Origin of the sequence: Globicatella sulfidifaciens DSM 15739, from assembly GCF_900167405.1 — a bacterium.
GTDB classification, from domain to species: Bacteria; Bacillota; Bacilli; order Lactobacillales; family Aerococcaceae; genus Globicatella; species Globicatella sulfidifaciens.
Genome location: NZ_FUWO01000003.1, coordinates 147,606 through 163,316, shown reverse-complemented (window position 1 = coordinate 163,316; position 15,711 = coordinate 147,606). Strand labels below are relative to the sequence as shown.

15 protein-coding genes are annotated in these 15,711 nt (G+C 35.1%); 5 read left to right on the top strand and 10 right to left on the bottom strand.

Annotated features, from left to right (window positions below; translation table 11 throughout):
• The 3 genes from B5D12_RS02850 to trhA form a co-directional block, all read left to right on the top strand.
• On the top strand, positions 1-210 hold a 210-nt coding region (locus tag B5D12_RS02850; RefSeq protein ID WP_143412026.1), incomplete at its 5' end, for a zinc ribbon domain-containing protein.
• Between the two features lie 233 nt (positions 211-443).
• Positions 444-905 (top strand): DUF1836 domain-containing protein, encoded by a 462-nt coding sequence (locus tag B5D12_RS02845; protein ID WP_078755402.1) that lies wholly within the window; start codon positions 444-446, stop codon positions 903-905.
• Positions 886-1,539 carry a PAQR family membrane homeostasis protein TrhA gene (gene trhA, locus B5D12_RS02840; protein ID WP_078755401.1) on the top strand — a complete coding sequence of 218 codons (654 nt, stop codon included), beginning with the start codon at positions 886-888 and terminating at the stop codon, positions 1,537-1,539. The genes B5D12_RS02845 and trhA overlap by 20 nt, the downstream gene beginning before the upstream one ends.
• Positions 1,540-1,843: 304 nt before the next feature.
• On the opposite strand, the gene queA is transcribed toward trhA, so the two are convergent.
• The 8 genes from queA to B5D12_RS02800 form a co-directional block, all read right to left on the bottom strand.
• Positions 1,844-2,878 carry a tRNA preQ1(34) S-adenosylmethionine ribosyltransferase-isomerase QueA gene (queA, locus tag B5D12_RS02835; protein WP_078755400.1) on the bottom strand — a complete coding sequence of 345 codons (1,035 nt, stop codon included), beginning with the start codon at positions 2,876-2,878 and terminating at the stop codon, positions 1,844-1,846.
• A 3-nt stretch (positions 2,879-2,881) separates the two neighbouring features.
• A complete protein-coding gene (gene ruvB / locus B5D12_RS02830; protein WP_078755399.1) occupies positions 2,882-3,895 on the bottom strand; it encodes a Holliday junction branch migration DNA helicase RuvB in 1,014 nt (337 codons plus the stop codon).
• Positions 3,896-3,910: 15 nt separating this feature from the next.
• Positions 3,911-4,522: a Holliday junction branch migration protein RuvA gene (gene ruvA, locus B5D12_RS02825; protein WP_078755398.1), complete on the bottom strand. Its 612-nt coding sequence runs from the start codon at positions 4,520-4,522 to the stop codon at positions 3,911-3,913.
• Between the two features lie 6 nt (positions 4,523-4,528).
• Positions 4,529-4,966: a peptide-methionine (R)-S-oxide reductase MsrB gene (msrB, locus tag B5D12_RS02820; protein WP_078755397.1), complete on the bottom strand. Its 438-nt coding sequence runs from the start codon at positions 4,964-4,966 to the stop codon at positions 4,529-4,531.
• Between the two features lie 13 nt (positions 4,967-4,979).
• On the bottom strand, positions 4,980-7,019 hold the full coding sequence (gene mutL, locus B5D12_RS02815; RefSeq protein ID WP_078755396.1) for a DNA mismatch repair endonuclease MutL: 2,040 nt from the start codon (positions 7,017-7,019) through the stop codon (positions 4,980-4,982).
• A gap of 38 nt (positions 7,020-7,057) precedes the next feature.
• The gene (gene mutS / locus B5D12_RS02810) at positions 7,058-9,622 is read right to left on the bottom strand and encodes a DNA mismatch repair protein MutS (RefSeq protein WP_078755395.1); all 2,565 of its coding nucleotides are present in this window, start codon (positions 9,620-9,622) and stop codon (positions 7,058-7,060) included.
• A gap of 22 nt (positions 9,623-9,644) precedes the next feature.
• Complete coding sequence (locus tag B5D12_RS02805) at positions 9,645-10,460, bottom strand: TIGR00282 family metallophosphoesterase (protein WP_078755394.1); 816 nt, start codon at positions 10,458-10,460, stop codon at positions 9,645-9,647.
• Between the two features lie 407 nt (positions 10,461-10,867).
• Positions 10,868-11,122, bottom strand: a complete 255-nt coding sequence (locus B5D12_RS02800) for a hypothetical protein (protein WP_234982897.1) — start codon at positions 11,120-11,122, stop codon at positions 10,868-10,870.
• A 200-nt stretch (positions 11,123-11,322) separates the two neighbouring features.
• Here B5D12_RS02800 and citC point away from each other — a divergent pair, with 200 nt between their 5' ends.
• The gene (gene citC, locus B5D12_RS02795) at positions 11,323-12,363 is read left to right on the top strand and encodes a [citrate (pro-3S)-lyase] ligase (protein ID WP_078755393.1); all 1,041 of its coding nucleotides are present in this window, start codon (positions 11,323-11,325) and stop codon (positions 12,361-12,363) included.
• A gap of 201 nt (positions 12,364-12,564) precedes the next feature.
• Here the strand turns inward: citC and B5D12_RS02790 are convergent, their stop codons facing one another.
• Together B5D12_RS02790 and citG are read right to left on the bottom strand one after the other, a co-directional pair.
• Entirely contained in the window at positions 12,565-13,830 is a 1,266-nt protein-coding gene (locus tag B5D12_RS02790) for a DUF1576 domain-containing protein (protein ID WP_078755392.1), read from the bottom strand.
• A gap of 30 nt (positions 13,831-13,860) precedes the next feature.
• Positions 13,861-14,730, bottom strand: coding sequence for a triphosphoribosyl-dephospho-CoA synthase CitG (citG, locus tag B5D12_RS02785; protein WP_078755391.1), 870 nt, complete (start codon positions 14,728-14,730; stop codon positions 13,861-13,863).
• Between the two features lie 222 nt (positions 14,731-14,952).
• Here citG and B5D12_RS02780 point away from each other — a divergent pair, with 222 nt between their 5' ends.
• Complete coding sequence (locus tag B5D12_RS02780; protein ID WP_407645205.1) at positions 14,953-15,636, top strand: GntR family transcriptional regulator; 684 nt, start codon at positions 14,953-14,955, stop codon at positions 15,634-15,636.
• Positions 15,637-15,711: the final 75 nt, after the last annotated feature.

Sequence of the window (15,711 nt, the reverse complement as noted above, 5' to 3'; positions counted from 1 at the left end):
CAATTTACGTCCCAACGTTGTCCAAAATGCGAATCAATTGATAAAGCTAATAGACAACAAGATAAGCACTTGTTTACTTGTCAGAATTGTGGGTATCAATCAAATGATGACCGTGTGGCAGCTATCAATATTAAAGAATTGGGTCACCGATATCTGTCGAGTGAGAAAAACCCGCGGTTTGAAAAAGTTGTGCCAATACAAAATTATTAAACATAAAACAATATTCAGTAAGTGTCTACAGACTGCTTATTGATGGGGTGCCAGTCAACCATCCCTTAGTGTCTTTAAACGGTTGGAGATATGACATCATTTGTACAACCACTATGTTTAGGACAAACTCTCTGTTTTAACAGGGAGTAGTTGATACTCTTTACTTGACTTTGGATTATGACAACTTTACAATCTAGTTATAAAGACTAGGTGTAAGGAGGTGGCAATTTTATATGATAAAGTTACCGTATTGGCATCAATTGCCTGATTTAGATTTATATTTAGACCAAGTTTTAATTTTAATCAATGATTTGATAGTAGAACCCACATTGTCGGAAGAAAAAGGATTAACAGCTTCAATGATTAATAATTATGTCAAACATCATCATATTGAAAAGCCAATTAAAAAAAAATACCGTAAAAGCCAAGTCGCTAGACTGATTGCGATAACCTTCCTTAAAAATGTATTTCCTATTCAACATATCAGTCAAACACTGAAGATGTTGAGTGAAGATTATGATTCGGAAACATTATATAATAGTTTTGTCAAATGTTTAGCTAAAGATCAAGACAATGAAATGGAAGTCCCAGCTATTATTCAATCAGCTTGTCAAACAGTCATCTTATATTATCAAACACAAGCTCTTATTACAGACTATAAAGGAGAAAAAAATAATGAACATGACACGATTTAAACCCAGTATTCAACTATCATTTGGTGAAGAAATTGGTAATAGTGTTTCGCATGGTGTAGCGGCTCTAGCCATGTTAATCCTCTTACCGATAACCGCGATTTATGCTTATGTACATTATGACGTCATGGCCATCGTGGGGATGTCTATTTTTACAATCAGTTTATTTTTAATGTTTTTAGCTTCAACCATTTATCATTCTATGAGTTATGGTTCACCTCATAAGTATGTTATGCGCATCATCGACCACAGTATGATTTTTATTGCGATAGCCGGTAGTTATACACCTGTCGCCCTTTCCTTAATTGGGGGTTGGTTAGGTATTGCTATCATTGTCCTACAATGGGGAATCACCATTTTTGGTATTTTGTATAAAATATTTGCTAAAAAAGTTAATGAAAAATTTTCCCTTTTCTTATATTTATTGATGGGATGGCTAGTAGTCTTTATCCTACCTGATGTCATTAAACATACGACTCCTATGTTTTTAGGTTTAATGGTCTTAGGTGGAGTGTTATATACTATTGGCGCACTCTTCTATGCTAAGAAAAAACCATATTTCCATATGATTTGGCATTTCTTTATTATTTTAGCTTCTGTGGCCCACTATGTTGCAATAGTCTACTTCATGATTTAAAGAGGTTGGGCAAAAACTTTTTAAATTCTGTTCAGACATATCTATTTAATTCAAAGCGCAGTGGTTGAGTGGCCTCAAACTGCGTCTTAATGAAATTGAACATAAATTTGAAAAATTCAGTCAAATTAGTGCTTATTCATTAAAAGCGCAGTGGTTTAGTGGCCTCAAACTGTGCGGGGGTGGACAGACAAAGCGAAAATTATTCAATTTTCGACTTCTGGTCTACTCCCAACAAAAAAGCTTTCTAGCTAAATTCTACTCTTAGAGTTTGAATCCAGTTAAAAAGCTTATTTTTTATATTCTCTTATTTAATAAACATTGCGTCGCCAAAACTAAAGAAACGATATTTCTCAGCTACCGCATGTTCGTAGGCTTTTAAGATTTTTTCACGATCATAAAAAGCACTCACTAACATCACTAAAGTTGATTGTGGTAAGTGGAAATTCGTGATTAAATGGTCCACCACTTTAAATTGATAACCTGGTGAGATAAAAATGGAAGTCCAGCCAGAACTTGCGACGATTTCGCCATTATGTTCCGAGGCAATCGTTTCTAAGGTTCTAACACTCGTCGTTCCGACGGCGGTAATTTTGCCACCATTTGCTTGTACTTGACGAATTTTAGCCGCTGAATCTTCGCTTAGCATATAGTATTCAGCATGCATTTCATGTTCTTCTATTTTATCGGTTGTAACCGGACGAAAGGTTCCTAATCCAACATGTAAGACCAATGGAATAATTTCAATTCCCTTAGCTTTTACTTTCTCAAGTAAATCCGGAGTAAAGTGAAGCCCTGCTGTTGGTGCAGCGGCTGAACCATTTTCTTTGGCATAAACTGTTTGATAACGATCAGGATCATCTAAGCGTTCTTTTATATACGGGGGTAAGGGCATTTGACCTAGAGTTTCTAATAATTCTAGAAAAACTCCTTCATAATGAAATTCAATCATGCGACCACCATGGGTTAATTCTTTGGTGACCGTCGCTTTTAATTGTGCATTGTCGCCAAAATGAATTTCGGTCCCCACTTTCGCTCTTCTAGCCGGTTTAATTAAACATTCCCAATGATTCCCTTCGGTATTATTCAATAATAATACTTCTAAATGCCCACCAGTATCCGGTTTTACACCAAAGATACGAGCCGGTATAACGCGTGTTTCATTAACAACTAAAGCATCACCTGGATTTAAATAATCAATAATCTCAGTAAAATGAGTGTCTGTTAGTTCATCTGTTTCACGGTCTAATACTAATAATCTTGAAGAACTCCGATCATTCAAGGGGGTTTGAGCGATTAATTCTTCTGGTAATTCATAGTCAAAATCTTTTGTAGTTAACATTAATTAATAATCCTCTTTTTCTAGTAAATATGGATAGCCTAAATGAGTATAAGCTAACTCCGTTGCGACACGACCTCTTGGAGTACGTCTAATAAAACCATTTTGTAATAAGAAAGGTTCATACATGTCTTCCACTGTTTCACTGTCTTCACTAATATTGATGGCGAGCGTCCCAATTCCGACAGGGCCACCATTATATTCTTCGATTAAAGTTCTCAATAATTTACGGTCAATCGGGTCAAGGCCTTTATCATCGATGGCTAAGACTTTTAAAGCTCTTTGCGTTAGCTCTTTGGTAATGCGACCGTCCCCTTCAACTTGCGCAAAGTCTCGTACTCGTTTTAAAATACGATTGGCAATACGTGGTGTGCCACGACTTCTTAGGGCAATTTCTAAGGCACCGTCCGGTGCTATTTTGGTATTAAAAACCTCGGCATTACGATTAACGATTAAATTAAGTTCATCCGTTTCATAATAACGCATATGGGCAATAATCCCAAAACGATCACGTAAAGGCTGAGTTAACATCCCCGCACGAGTGGTCGCACCAATTAAAGTAAAAGGTGGCAACTCAAAATGCACTGGGTGAGCCGTTGTCCCTTGACCAATTATTATATCGACATAATAGTCTTCCATTGCTGAATAAAGGACTTCTTCAATTAAACGCGGCATCCGATGAATTTCATCAATAAATAAGACATCACCAGGATTTAATTCATTTAATAACGCTAATAAATCCCCCGGACGTTCGATAGCAGGACCACTGGTGGTTTTAATACCAACATTCAATTCATTAGCAATCACCATTGCCATCGTTGTTTTACCTAATCCAGGAGGCCCATAAAGGAGGACATGGTCTAAGGCTTCTTGACGTTGTTTGGCCGCTTGAATATAAATAGCCAATTCTTCTTTTAATTGTGATTGCCCAATATACTCATGTAAATATTGAGGTCGTAAACTAAAATTTTGACTGTCTTCGGCTAATTTTTCGCCAGAGACTAAGCGTTCTTCTTCCATACAGGCGCTCCCTTTCTATTTATTTAATAATAATTTAAATGCTAAACTTAACGCTTCTTGTGTCGTTTGACATTGTGCTTGTGCTAATGGTTTTTCAATGCGTTTAATTTCGCGTTGAGAATAACCTAAACCAGCTAATGCTTCGGTTACTTCGGTCATTAATTGCGTATGGGTACCTGCCACCATCGTTTCGGTTGCTGTTGGTGTAGGCTCACTATGATCCAATAAATCACCCAATTTGCCTTTAAGGTCTAAAATAATTTGTTGGGCCGTTTTTTTACCGACTCCTGGAAACTTTGTTAAATAATTACTGTCCCCTGATTCAATCGCTTGGACTAAACCTTGATGATCGTCTGCTGCTAAAATTGATAAGGCACTTTTAGGACCAATTCCTGAAACTTTATTTAACGTTAAAAATAAAGCTTTTTCCTCTTGATCATTAAAACCATATAAGGTATGGGCATCTTCTCTAACCACTTGTTCCACATAAATTTTTATCTCTTGATCTCGTTTTGAAGCATATTTAAACGGATTTGGTGCTAGGACACGGTATCCAATTTGATTGACTTCAAGCACTAAATAAGTGGGAGCAATGTGCGTCAGCTTCCCAACTAAATATTCATACATTTCACTCTACTCCACATATTGAATATAGTCAGCATAACCTTGTGCTTCCATTTCAGCTAATGGCACAAAACGTAATGCTGCGGAATTAATACAGTAACGTAAACCACCTAATTCTTGAGGGCCATCTTCAAAAACATGACCTAAATGCGAATCAGCACTTGAACTTCTCACTTCTGTACGGGTACGTGCTAAAGTATTGTCAACATGCTCTGTTAACATCGCTTCTTGAATTGGACGTGAAAATGATGGCCAACCACATCCCGCATCATACTTATCAGTACTTGAGAATAAGGGTTTCCCACTGACGATGTCCACATAAATCCCTTTTTCGTAAAAATCATCGTATTCACCCGTAAAAGGTCTTTCAGTTGCATTTTCTTGTGTCACTTTATATTGTAACTCTGTTAATTCATTTAATTTGTCTTCAAATTCTTTTTTTGCCATTTTATTTCCTCCTCTAAGCCCGATGGCCACTCTCATGAACATCCATAATGCGCTTAAATAATTTTTCTAGTGTCGTTTGATTAAATTCAACAAAAACCGGTCTACCGTGAGGACAATGATATGGATCTTCTAAGTCAGCCATCTCACGAATTAAAGCTTGTGCTTGGATTTCGCTCAAGTAATGATTAGCTTTAATCGCGCCGCGACAACTTTGCATAATAATCGATTTTTCTAATAATTGATTTACCGTTAAATTAGGTTCTTCATCTAATAAAGTGACTAAATCATGAACGGTCTTTTCTACTTGATCTTCATTTAACCAATTTGGATAACTTTCTAATTGATAAGTATTGGGGCCGAATGAAGATAAGCTTAACCCTAATGCCTCAAAACGTTCAAGTAATGACTCTACTACTGCTGATTCCGCTGGTGAAAAATGAAAAACAAAAGGTAATAATAAATGTTGTTGATCAAATTCAGTTGGTTCGTTTTTCATCAATCGTTCATAGCGTATTTTTTCTTGCGCCGCATGTTGATCAATTAAATAAAATCCCTCTTCGCTTTCAGCAATTAAATAGGTACCATGAATTTGACCGACATATCTTAAATCATAAAAAGGAACCTTTTGGGTATCCCAAGTCGGTGTTAACGCTGATTGATTAGCCTTAAAATCTGAATTATTACTAGCTGATAACGATGCCTGATGATTGGTTAACTCATGTGAAGATGGGTCAATATCTGCCATAGACGACATATCACGAATATCCTCTGAATTAGTAACGGATGTTTCTGGTTTTTCAATAGGATTATGATGTTCATTTCGCTCATTATCGTAGTGTTCTGTTGACTCATCAATTTTACCATATCTTTCGTTATTTTCATCATGATTTGATTGTGATGGTTCTACCGTCAGATTTGAATCCAATTGAGAATCTTTATCTGTTGGTCGAGCGGTTAAATCAAAAGGCAAATCTTCATACTGAATTTTCTCTTTCGTTCGTGTTGTTTTAAACCCTGGAACATCTTCTACTTGTAATTGCGGTACTGGGTTAATCTCTTCAAGAACTTTATTGACAGCTCGGGTTAATAAAGCACCTAACTCGGACTCCTTACTTAAGCGAACTGTTTGCTTGGTAGGATGCACATTAACATCGACTAATTGAGGATCCAATTCAATATTGATAATCGCTATTGGGTAACGGCCAATCATTAATTGTCGCCCATATGCTTTTAATAACATTTGGGTTAAGGGATAACTTTGAATAACGCGTCCATTGATTAACCAATGAATATAATACTTAGACGTCCGCGTTAATTGGGGCGGCGATACATAACCACTAATAATAAAGTCTTCATCTTCTGCTTCTATGGGAATGAGTTGACGCGCGATCGAGGGTTGATACACATTCGCAATCGCCTGTCTTAAATCACCCGTTCCATAAGAACTAAAGATTTGACTGCCATCATTTATTAAAGTAAAGCGAATCATCGGGTATGCTAAAGCAATTTGTTGCACAAAATTTAAAATATGACGAATTTCAGTTTTTAAACTACTCAAATGTTTTAAACGGGCCGGTGTATTATAAAATAAACTTTCAACAGTCATGACGCTACCCGGACGTGGTGCGGTGACCCCTTCTTCAACGATTTCCGAGCCATGAACTTTGATAAAATAGCCTTGATTAGCCGGAGCGGCGGTCATTTGATTAAAGGTTGATTCAATAGTCATTTTACTGACAGACGCAATACTAGCAAGCGCCTCACCACGAAAACCTAAAGACTGTATTTGGAATAAGTCGTGGACATCATATATTTTACTAGTCGCATGCGGTAAGACCGACATGAGTAAGTCTGATTGTTCCATTCCAATTCCATCATCACTAATTCTAATAAGTTGAATACCAGCTTCTTTTAATTCAATCAATATTTTAGTACTTCTAGCATCAATGGCATTTTCAACTAATTCTTTCACGACGGATGCTGGTCTTTCGACAACTTCACCCGCAGCGATTTGATTAGCTAATTGATCGGGCATTTGTCGTATGATTCCCATCGCTTATCCCTCCTAACAAATGTAATTCTATAACTATTTTATTTTATTTTATTTTGTAATTGCATTAAAGTCGTTAAGGCTTCAATAGGTGTCATTTGATTAAGATCAAGTTGTTTTAATTCATCAATGACCGCGGTGTTTTCTGAATTATTTGAAGTTGTAGTTGCATCAAAAATCCGTTCATCAAATAAAGGGATAGCATCAGCACTGGTTCTAGTTGGCGCTTGTTGTTCTAATTGTGTTAATACTTCCCTACTCTGTAATATTAAGGAATCAGGTAAACCAGCTAACTGGGCTACATGAATACCATAACTCTTATCCGCTGGACCATCTAAAATTTTGTGAAGGAACACGACTTTGCCATCTTGTTCAATCGCACCAACATGGATATTTTTTAAAACAGATAACCTTTCTACTAATGTAGTTAACTCATGATAATGCGTGGAGAAAATGGTTGCTGCTTGCACTTCATTGGCAATATAATCAATAATCGCTTCAGCCAGCGCCATACCATCGTAAGTAGCCGTTCCACGACCTAATTCATCAAATAGTAACAAACTATTAGCGGTTGCGCCTCGAATAGCGGTATTAGTTTCCATCATTTCCACCATAAAGGTACTTTGACCAGTAGAAATATCATCAGAACTACCAATTCGCGTAAATATTTTATCGACCATTGGTAGTGTTGCTGCTTTGGCAGGGACAAAACAACCTATTTGGTTCAATATCACACAATACGCGACTTGTCGCATATAAGTTGATTTACCGGACATATTCGGACCGGTTAACAATAACATTTTTTGATCATTAGTAATCAATAAATCATTCGGAATAAATTTAGATTGGCCAATTAAATGCTCTACTACGGGATGACGACTATCTGTTAATTTAAAGTAACCCTCTTCTTGACTAATAGCTGCTCGCACATAATTTTCTTCTTCGCTAAGTGCTGCAAAGTTCGCCAAAACATCTAAAGCCGCGATTTGATGTGCTAATGCTTGTAAGCCGGGAATATAAGGTAAAACATCTTTTCGCAATTGAGTAAACAGTTGATATTCTAAGTTAACCGATTTTTCTTGAGCTGTTAAAATAGTCGTTTCCAATTCTTTCAGTTCCTCAGTGATGAACCGTTCATTATTCGCTAAAGTTTGTTTACGCTCATAACGATCATCATTTAATTGAGCCGCTTGTAGACGACTAATTTCAATATAATATCCGAAGACTTTATTAAATCCCACTTTTAACGTTTTGAGCCCTGTTTTTTCACGTTCCCGCTGTTGTAATTCCGCTAACCACTGATGACCATTCGTTAATGCATCTCTAAAGCGATCTAAATCTTGACTCACTTGGTCACGAATCAGCTCACCTTCAGTAACCGAAATCGGGGGTTCTTCCACTAATTGTGAATTAATTAAAGTATACAATTCATCAAATGAAGGTAATAAATCAAAGACTGGCACGGTTAAAGATTGTTGAATGGCCGATAGCACTTGATTAATGGGACCAATTTGACTTAAAGAGTAACGTAATTGATCCAAATCACGGGCATTGGCATGCCCCATACTAATCTTCGTCACTAAACGCTCTAAGTCATAAACATTCGCTAAGTAATCGACCAATTCTAAACGTTCAAAATAAGCATTTTTTAATATTTCAACTTTTTGATGACGAACTTCAAGGGCTGACTGACTAAGTAAAGGTTTATCTAACCAACGTTGTAAAAGTCGTCCGCCCATCGCTGTTTTGGTCTTATCTAATAACCATAATAAACTCCCTTTTTTACGTTGGGTACGCAATGATTTGGTTAACTCTAATTGTGATTTCGTATAATGATTCATTTGTAAAAAATCGCTAATTTCATAGCGCTCAACGGGTTGAACAAAGTCATTCAATTGTTTTTGCACACTCATTAAATATTGGAATAAAAAAGTTAATACTTTCTCTTCAGCTGAGGTAGCATCTGTTAAGGTCCAAGGTTTAATGGATAGAGGTTCAGTAGGATTAAATTCAGTGAAGTAACTAGTAACTTGTTGCTTTAATTGAGTTTTAAAATTCTCGTCTAAAGTTTGGTTTAAAACAATCTCACTTGCTTCAATAGCCCTTAATTCATTAATAAATAAATCTTGATTAGCCGTCGTCGTTAGACGGATTTCACCTGTTGAGACATCTACATAAGCGATATAATATTGACCCGCTTCGTAAACAAATGAGGCCAAATAATTATTTTTTTTTCCAACTAAAGCTTCATCTTCAAGAATCGTTCCGGGTGTCACCACACGAATCACATCGCGTTTGACCATCCCTTTCGTTAATTTAGGATCTTCTAGTTGCTCACAAATCGCAACTTTGTGACCTTCTTCCACTAACTTTCGAATATAGTCTTTCGCAGAATGATGTGGAACCCCACACATAGGAATTGGATTGTCTGCATTTTTATTACGTGAAGTTAAGGTAATTTCTAATATTTTTGAAGCTTCAATGGCATCTTCATTAAATAGTTCGTAGAAATCGCCTAATCTAAAAAATAAGAACGCATCAGGATGTTGAGCTTTTAAATCATTATACTGTTGCATCATAGGGGTTTGGGCTGATTGTTTTGCCATACGATTTCTCCTTTCTATCTAGTTATACATGACGATACTTACGTGTTTTAAATCGTTTTTGATTTGTCATATAAATCGGTTCAATACTTAAGGCCGAACCTGTTTGGTTATCTAACTCAATTACACAGCCACTTAATAATAATTCATTTGTCTCTGATTGTTCTAATCGCATCGGTAAATGAGTCGAAAACTTTTGTACGACTTGTTGGTGATTAAAGCCAATAACACTATCTAATGTCCCGGTCATTCCAACATCCGTTTGATACGCTGTCCCTTTAGGTAAAATACGCGCATCATTGGTTTGTACATGAGTATGGGTGCCAACGATGGCTGAAACTTTCCCATCGAGTAAATAACCTAAGGCTTGTTTCTCACTGGTAGCCTCTGCATGAAAATCAATAAAAATAAAGGGGGTTTCTTTACGCACTTCCTCGATTATTTCAGGTAAATAAGTAAAGGGTTCAATACAAGCATTCATAAAAACACTTCCCAAAACATTAATAACCGCTAATTTTTGTTGATTCACTTTAAGATAAGTAATTCCTTGTCCTGGAGTGCCTTTTGGTAAATTAATGGGTCGAACTAAACATTGGGCTTTTTCAATAAATTGATAAATTTCATAATTATCCCAAGCATGATTACCTAATGTCACGACATTAGCCCCCATCGTCAATAACCATTTGTATAATTTTTCTGAAATTCCTTTTCCGTCTGAGATATTTTCGCCATTAATAATTGTCACTTGCGGACGATGCGTTTGTTTTAACTCCGGTAAAAATTCCTTTAAAGCTGCTTGGCCTTTTTTACCTACAACATCACCTATGAACAGTATTTTCATTATGTTCCTCTTTCTAATTTTTTCATTCTCTCTATTTTATCAATCTTTGCGAGAAAAATAAAGAAAGTGAGTGGAATAGAAAAGAGAAAATTAAATGATTTTCGTTTCGTTTACCTATCCCCCGTACATTTGGGACCTGGTAAGAAGTAGAAAATCAATTAAATTTCACTTCGACTGTCCTCCCCTTCGCACAGTTGGAAGTAGAACAGAAGTAGAAAATTAAATGATTTTCACTTCGTTTGCCTCCCCGTATAGTTGAGAGTTGGTCAGAGGTAGTTTATCAAAGAAATTTCACTTCGTTTGCCTATCCCCTTCTAGTTTGTACTTAGATTGACATCATGTTGAGTTGTGAATTATTGCTATTTCGATTTGGTTGGTGTTAATAGTTAATAACATGAATATAATTTTCAATCTTGAACAGGTTGCGTTTTCCGATACCGGTTCAAAACAGCTGTTGGTAAATGACATAAATAACGATCTTCGGGATAAATATCTAAGTGATTTTGATGAATCAAAGCGCTGGCAATATAATTTGTTAAAGGCTTCACCTCGACTCTGATTTTATCCGCATCTTCATGATGAATCCCCGAAATTTCTTTAAAAAAGTATTGAACACCCCATAAACAGCCTCCGGCTAAGTAAATCTTCTCGATGATCGTCACTCCTCTTTATACATTGTTAGTAATTCTAGTATCTCATTGAATGAATATTTTCTCAACTTTCAAAATATTTTTTAGACACCGTGTTTTTTTATCGTATTTCTATCATAAATAATACGCTTCCTTACAAATTTTTGATAAGATAAAGATAACCAATACGCTGATTTCTAATGCTGATTTCTAATATTGAAAGGATGATGACGATGCATTATGAAGTAACCACTTTATATACAAAAGAACAAAAAAATAAAATGGTAACATTATTAAATCAACAAGGTATACGTCTCGATCAAAATATTGACTATAGTTGTGGCATTTTTAATGATAAAGATGAGATGATTGCGACTGGTAGTTATTATCGCAACACTTTACGTTGCATAGCAATTGATGATCGCTATCAAGGTGAAGGGTTAATGAATCAAATTATTACCCATTTAATTCATCAACTTTATTATCAAGAGGTTTTTCATCTTTTTGTCTATACTAAAAACGATTCTGCGCATTTTTTTGAACAACTAGGATTTCATAAACTGGTGCAAACAGAAAATGGTATTACTTTTTTAGAAAATAAACAAAAAGGATTTGATCACTATTTAAACTCACTCATCCCATTTAAAAAAGAGTCTGGCACGAAAGCGGCTCTCGTCATGAATTGTAATCCCTTTACTTTGGGACACCAATATTTAGTTGAAACTGTTGCGGCTAAATTTGATTGGGTATATCTATTTTTACTTGAGGAAGATGCGAGTGTTTTTCCCTATGCTGTTAGAAAAGACTTAGTAGAAAAAGGAATAGCACACCTACCGAATGTGATGATTGTACCAACTGGGCATTATATTATTAGCCAAGCAACCTTTCCAGGCTATTTCCAAAAAGATGAACAAAGTGTCATTGAAAGCCAAGCGATGGTCGATGCAAGTATCTTTATGAAAATTGCCCAACACTTAGGTATTACTGATCGCTTTGTGGGTGAAGAGCCATATAGTCAAATGACAAACATTTATAACCAAATGATGAGAAATGTTTTTCAAGACTCCCCTCTTCGATTAACGGTTATTGAACGTAAACAAGATGAATCTAAACAAGCAATCAGTGCTTCAAAAGTTAGAACGGCCATTAAAGAGGATGACTGGGATTTTGTAAAAAAATCAGTGTCTAGTACCACTTTTGACTATTTAACATCCCCTGAAGCTCATACGATTATTCGCAATATTAAAGCCATTAAGGATAACCAACATCATTAATTATTGATAGTCCTTATTTATCTCACAGACATTAGAAGTAGCGGATTTGAGCCGTACAATAACCCCCTCCTTTGCACACTAATAAAAAATAAACATGGCTTGAAAAAGACATTTTCGTCTCCTTCAAGCCATGTTTTCACATAAATTCTTGACTCTTAACCAAAGAAGTATTCCTTGATAGTTCTATACTCGAACTCGTATTTACGATGGATTTAATATAGAGTCTTTCCACTCGCCAATCAATTCGATAATAGGAATGACAATCGCTGCTACAAAACCACTAGCAAAACCATTATTATAAATATTCATCCCTAGATGAAGCTGACCACTAATTTCAACCATGTGGAAATGTAGTACCCCGGCAATAAAGCCCCATAATGGTCCAAAACGAGCAGAAATTGGTGCTAATCCCGTACTAAATAATAACGCTAATACAATATAGGTATTATTAAATGAACTACCGGAAATATAAACTGAAAAGATAATCCCTAAACTAATCGGTAATGAATTTAATATTGTTTTCCCAACAGCACCAAATAAAATAACCGTTAACATTGCACCGATTATTGGCCCATTTAAAGAAACATTGATCAACTTAAGTAACATATAAAAGACAATACCATTAATTAACATATTAAGTGTTAAGGTAGAGGTTCTAAAATACCGAAATTGATTATGGTAAAAATTTCCTTTTATTTTGATAAAAGACCATAAATCTTTAAATTGAACTTTTTGACGGTATAACCCAATAATTGCTAAAAGGATTAGCCAACCCCAAAAGTAAAACTCAAAATAATTGATCGCATACTCATTATCTTGAAACAAATTAATTTCCACATTCATATCGAAATACGGGAATATAAAACTAATAAACATGGCGATGACCCCCATGGTAAACCCAAAATTATATAGCGTATATCCTTTATGGAATTGGACAAATTGATTGGCAATTTTAACTGAAATACTTCCTATAACAAATCCTACCGCCATCGCTAAAAGCCAACGATAAGGACCAAATACACTATCCAAATAAATTGAACTAACCAAGGGTGCATTAGCAGTCGCTAGGATACTTACCAAGCGATACTCTTTTTCATGATTCATACTATAATAGTAAAACATCGTCCCTAAAATAATTGGCAGTATATTAATGATGTGTGTTCCAAAAAAAGCATGTCCTAAAAATAATCCTATTACACCTAATTCAAAACTAGTTAGATAACGCTGACCCTTCCACAGTAAAAGCAAGTAAATAACGAGACTATGAAGGCTCACATTAAAGAAAGTTGCTCTAAAACCAGCTATTTCAATAAAATCTGTTAATAAATTAGTTTGGGACATGATTAATTGATAATACATCTGTAAAACGCTCAATTCTTCAGGAATAAATAGCGCAAATACAAATGTATATAAAGTAATAATTAATAAAAATTCTCGCCTATTGAGTAGCGATTTATTTAACTTCACCTTGGTACCTCCTCATTCTTTTTTTATATCTTACAATATTTTTTCCAAATATAAAAAGAATACGACTATCGATAATAAATCAGCAGCACCACCCGGACTCAAATTTTGTTCAATCAATTCTTGGTCCCATTGACTAATTAAATATTGAAAATTATCCTCATTTAATTCTTTTAATAAAGATGCAGCCTTCGCTTTAACATTCAACCATATCTCATAATTTCCCCGATGAATGATATTAGTATCTTCGGCTTGAGATATTAATAATAATAGCGCTTTGGATAAGACATATTGCCAATTATTTGTATAATTCAATAATTCTCTAGTAAAAGGCAAAACCGTCTCTCTCAATAAAGGATAGCCATTCATCGATTCGCCTTTAATCCCTGTTAAACCATAATCTAAATAAATACGCTCCCCATTAGTAATCGACTCTGTTTTATTTTTTAATTGTGCTAGTTCTGATTGCCAAAAATCATAGGTCATTGGTTCTGATAACGATAGGATTGCTTCGGTATCTTGTGCACTAAAGGTTGTTTTTTCGGGATGTTGCGTTAAATAATACCCTAAAGCCGTTAAAATCGTTGCATAAGAGTAATTAGCACCCTTATGAGTATTAACCCCCTTAGTAGCTTGTAACATCGCTTGCTCGGCTTTCACACCCATTTGGCGAGCTTTCATAAATAATTGTTGTAAATTGCCTTGATGTTCCACTCCCAATTGTACATACTGCTTGAAAAATGGCGTCAATGCTTTCGTACTTTCAATAAAAGTAAAATAACTCATATCTGAATGCGCGCCACTATTCATACAATCAACTAACCCTGGTTTGGGCGTTAACATCACTTCTACTAACAAAGCTTTTTCAGCATGTGACGCAATCAACTCACAAATATTGCTCATTTATCTGCTCTCTCTTTCCTAAATTATATGTTTTTATAATGATTTATGTTAAAATAATAAGAGTTAATCCTTAAAACGCTTAATTAAAATTAATCTTATGTTCATTATAAACGATTTTAATTGTGATTGTCTTAAAAAACAATAAAAACACAGTTGAGATATTATTTAAACGAAGATGTTTATTTAAATAGAGAGGTGATTGTTTTGATTACGCCACAACAAATTAATATTATCAAATCCAATATTTTAGTTTCTCAAGATATTCCTTTGAAAGATTCCGTTTATGAGGCATTACGTAAAACCATTATTATTGGGGAAATCCCTGCGGGTGAACGCATTAATGAAAAGGAATTAGCTGAAAAATTAAATATTAGTCGTACCCCTGTGCGCTATGCCCTATTAGAATTAGAAAAAGAAAAATTAGTTGAACATATTCCTCGAGTAGGACGGATTGTTAAAGGAATTACCATTAAAGATGCCTTTGAAATTTATGATATTCGCAAAGCCTTAGATACCCTTGCGACCGTTAAAGCTTATGATCAAATGACGGATGAGGATTTCGAAGAGTTAAAACAACTATTATTAACGGGTGAAAAATATAATGATGCCAATGAGATTGATTTAGTTTTACAAAATTTTTCTGATTTCAACAATTTTATTTGGGAGAAAAGTAAAATGGTTCGTTTGAAATCAATCGTTACTAAATTATCTGAATATTTACTTTATTTTCGTGACTTATCGATTCGTTCGTCTGATCGCCGAGACTTAGCTTTAAAAGAACACTGGTTAATCTATCGTGGCATGAAAAATCGTGATAAAGATCAAATTGAATTGATTATTGGTGAACATCTAGAAAATTCTAAACAATTTATTTTAAATGAAATGAAACGTCGAAATATCAATTAACTTTTCAAAAGTGACACCGTTTTCTTAATAAAGCTAACGGCTTATTAACTACATTTTATCCAATAACTTTCCTAA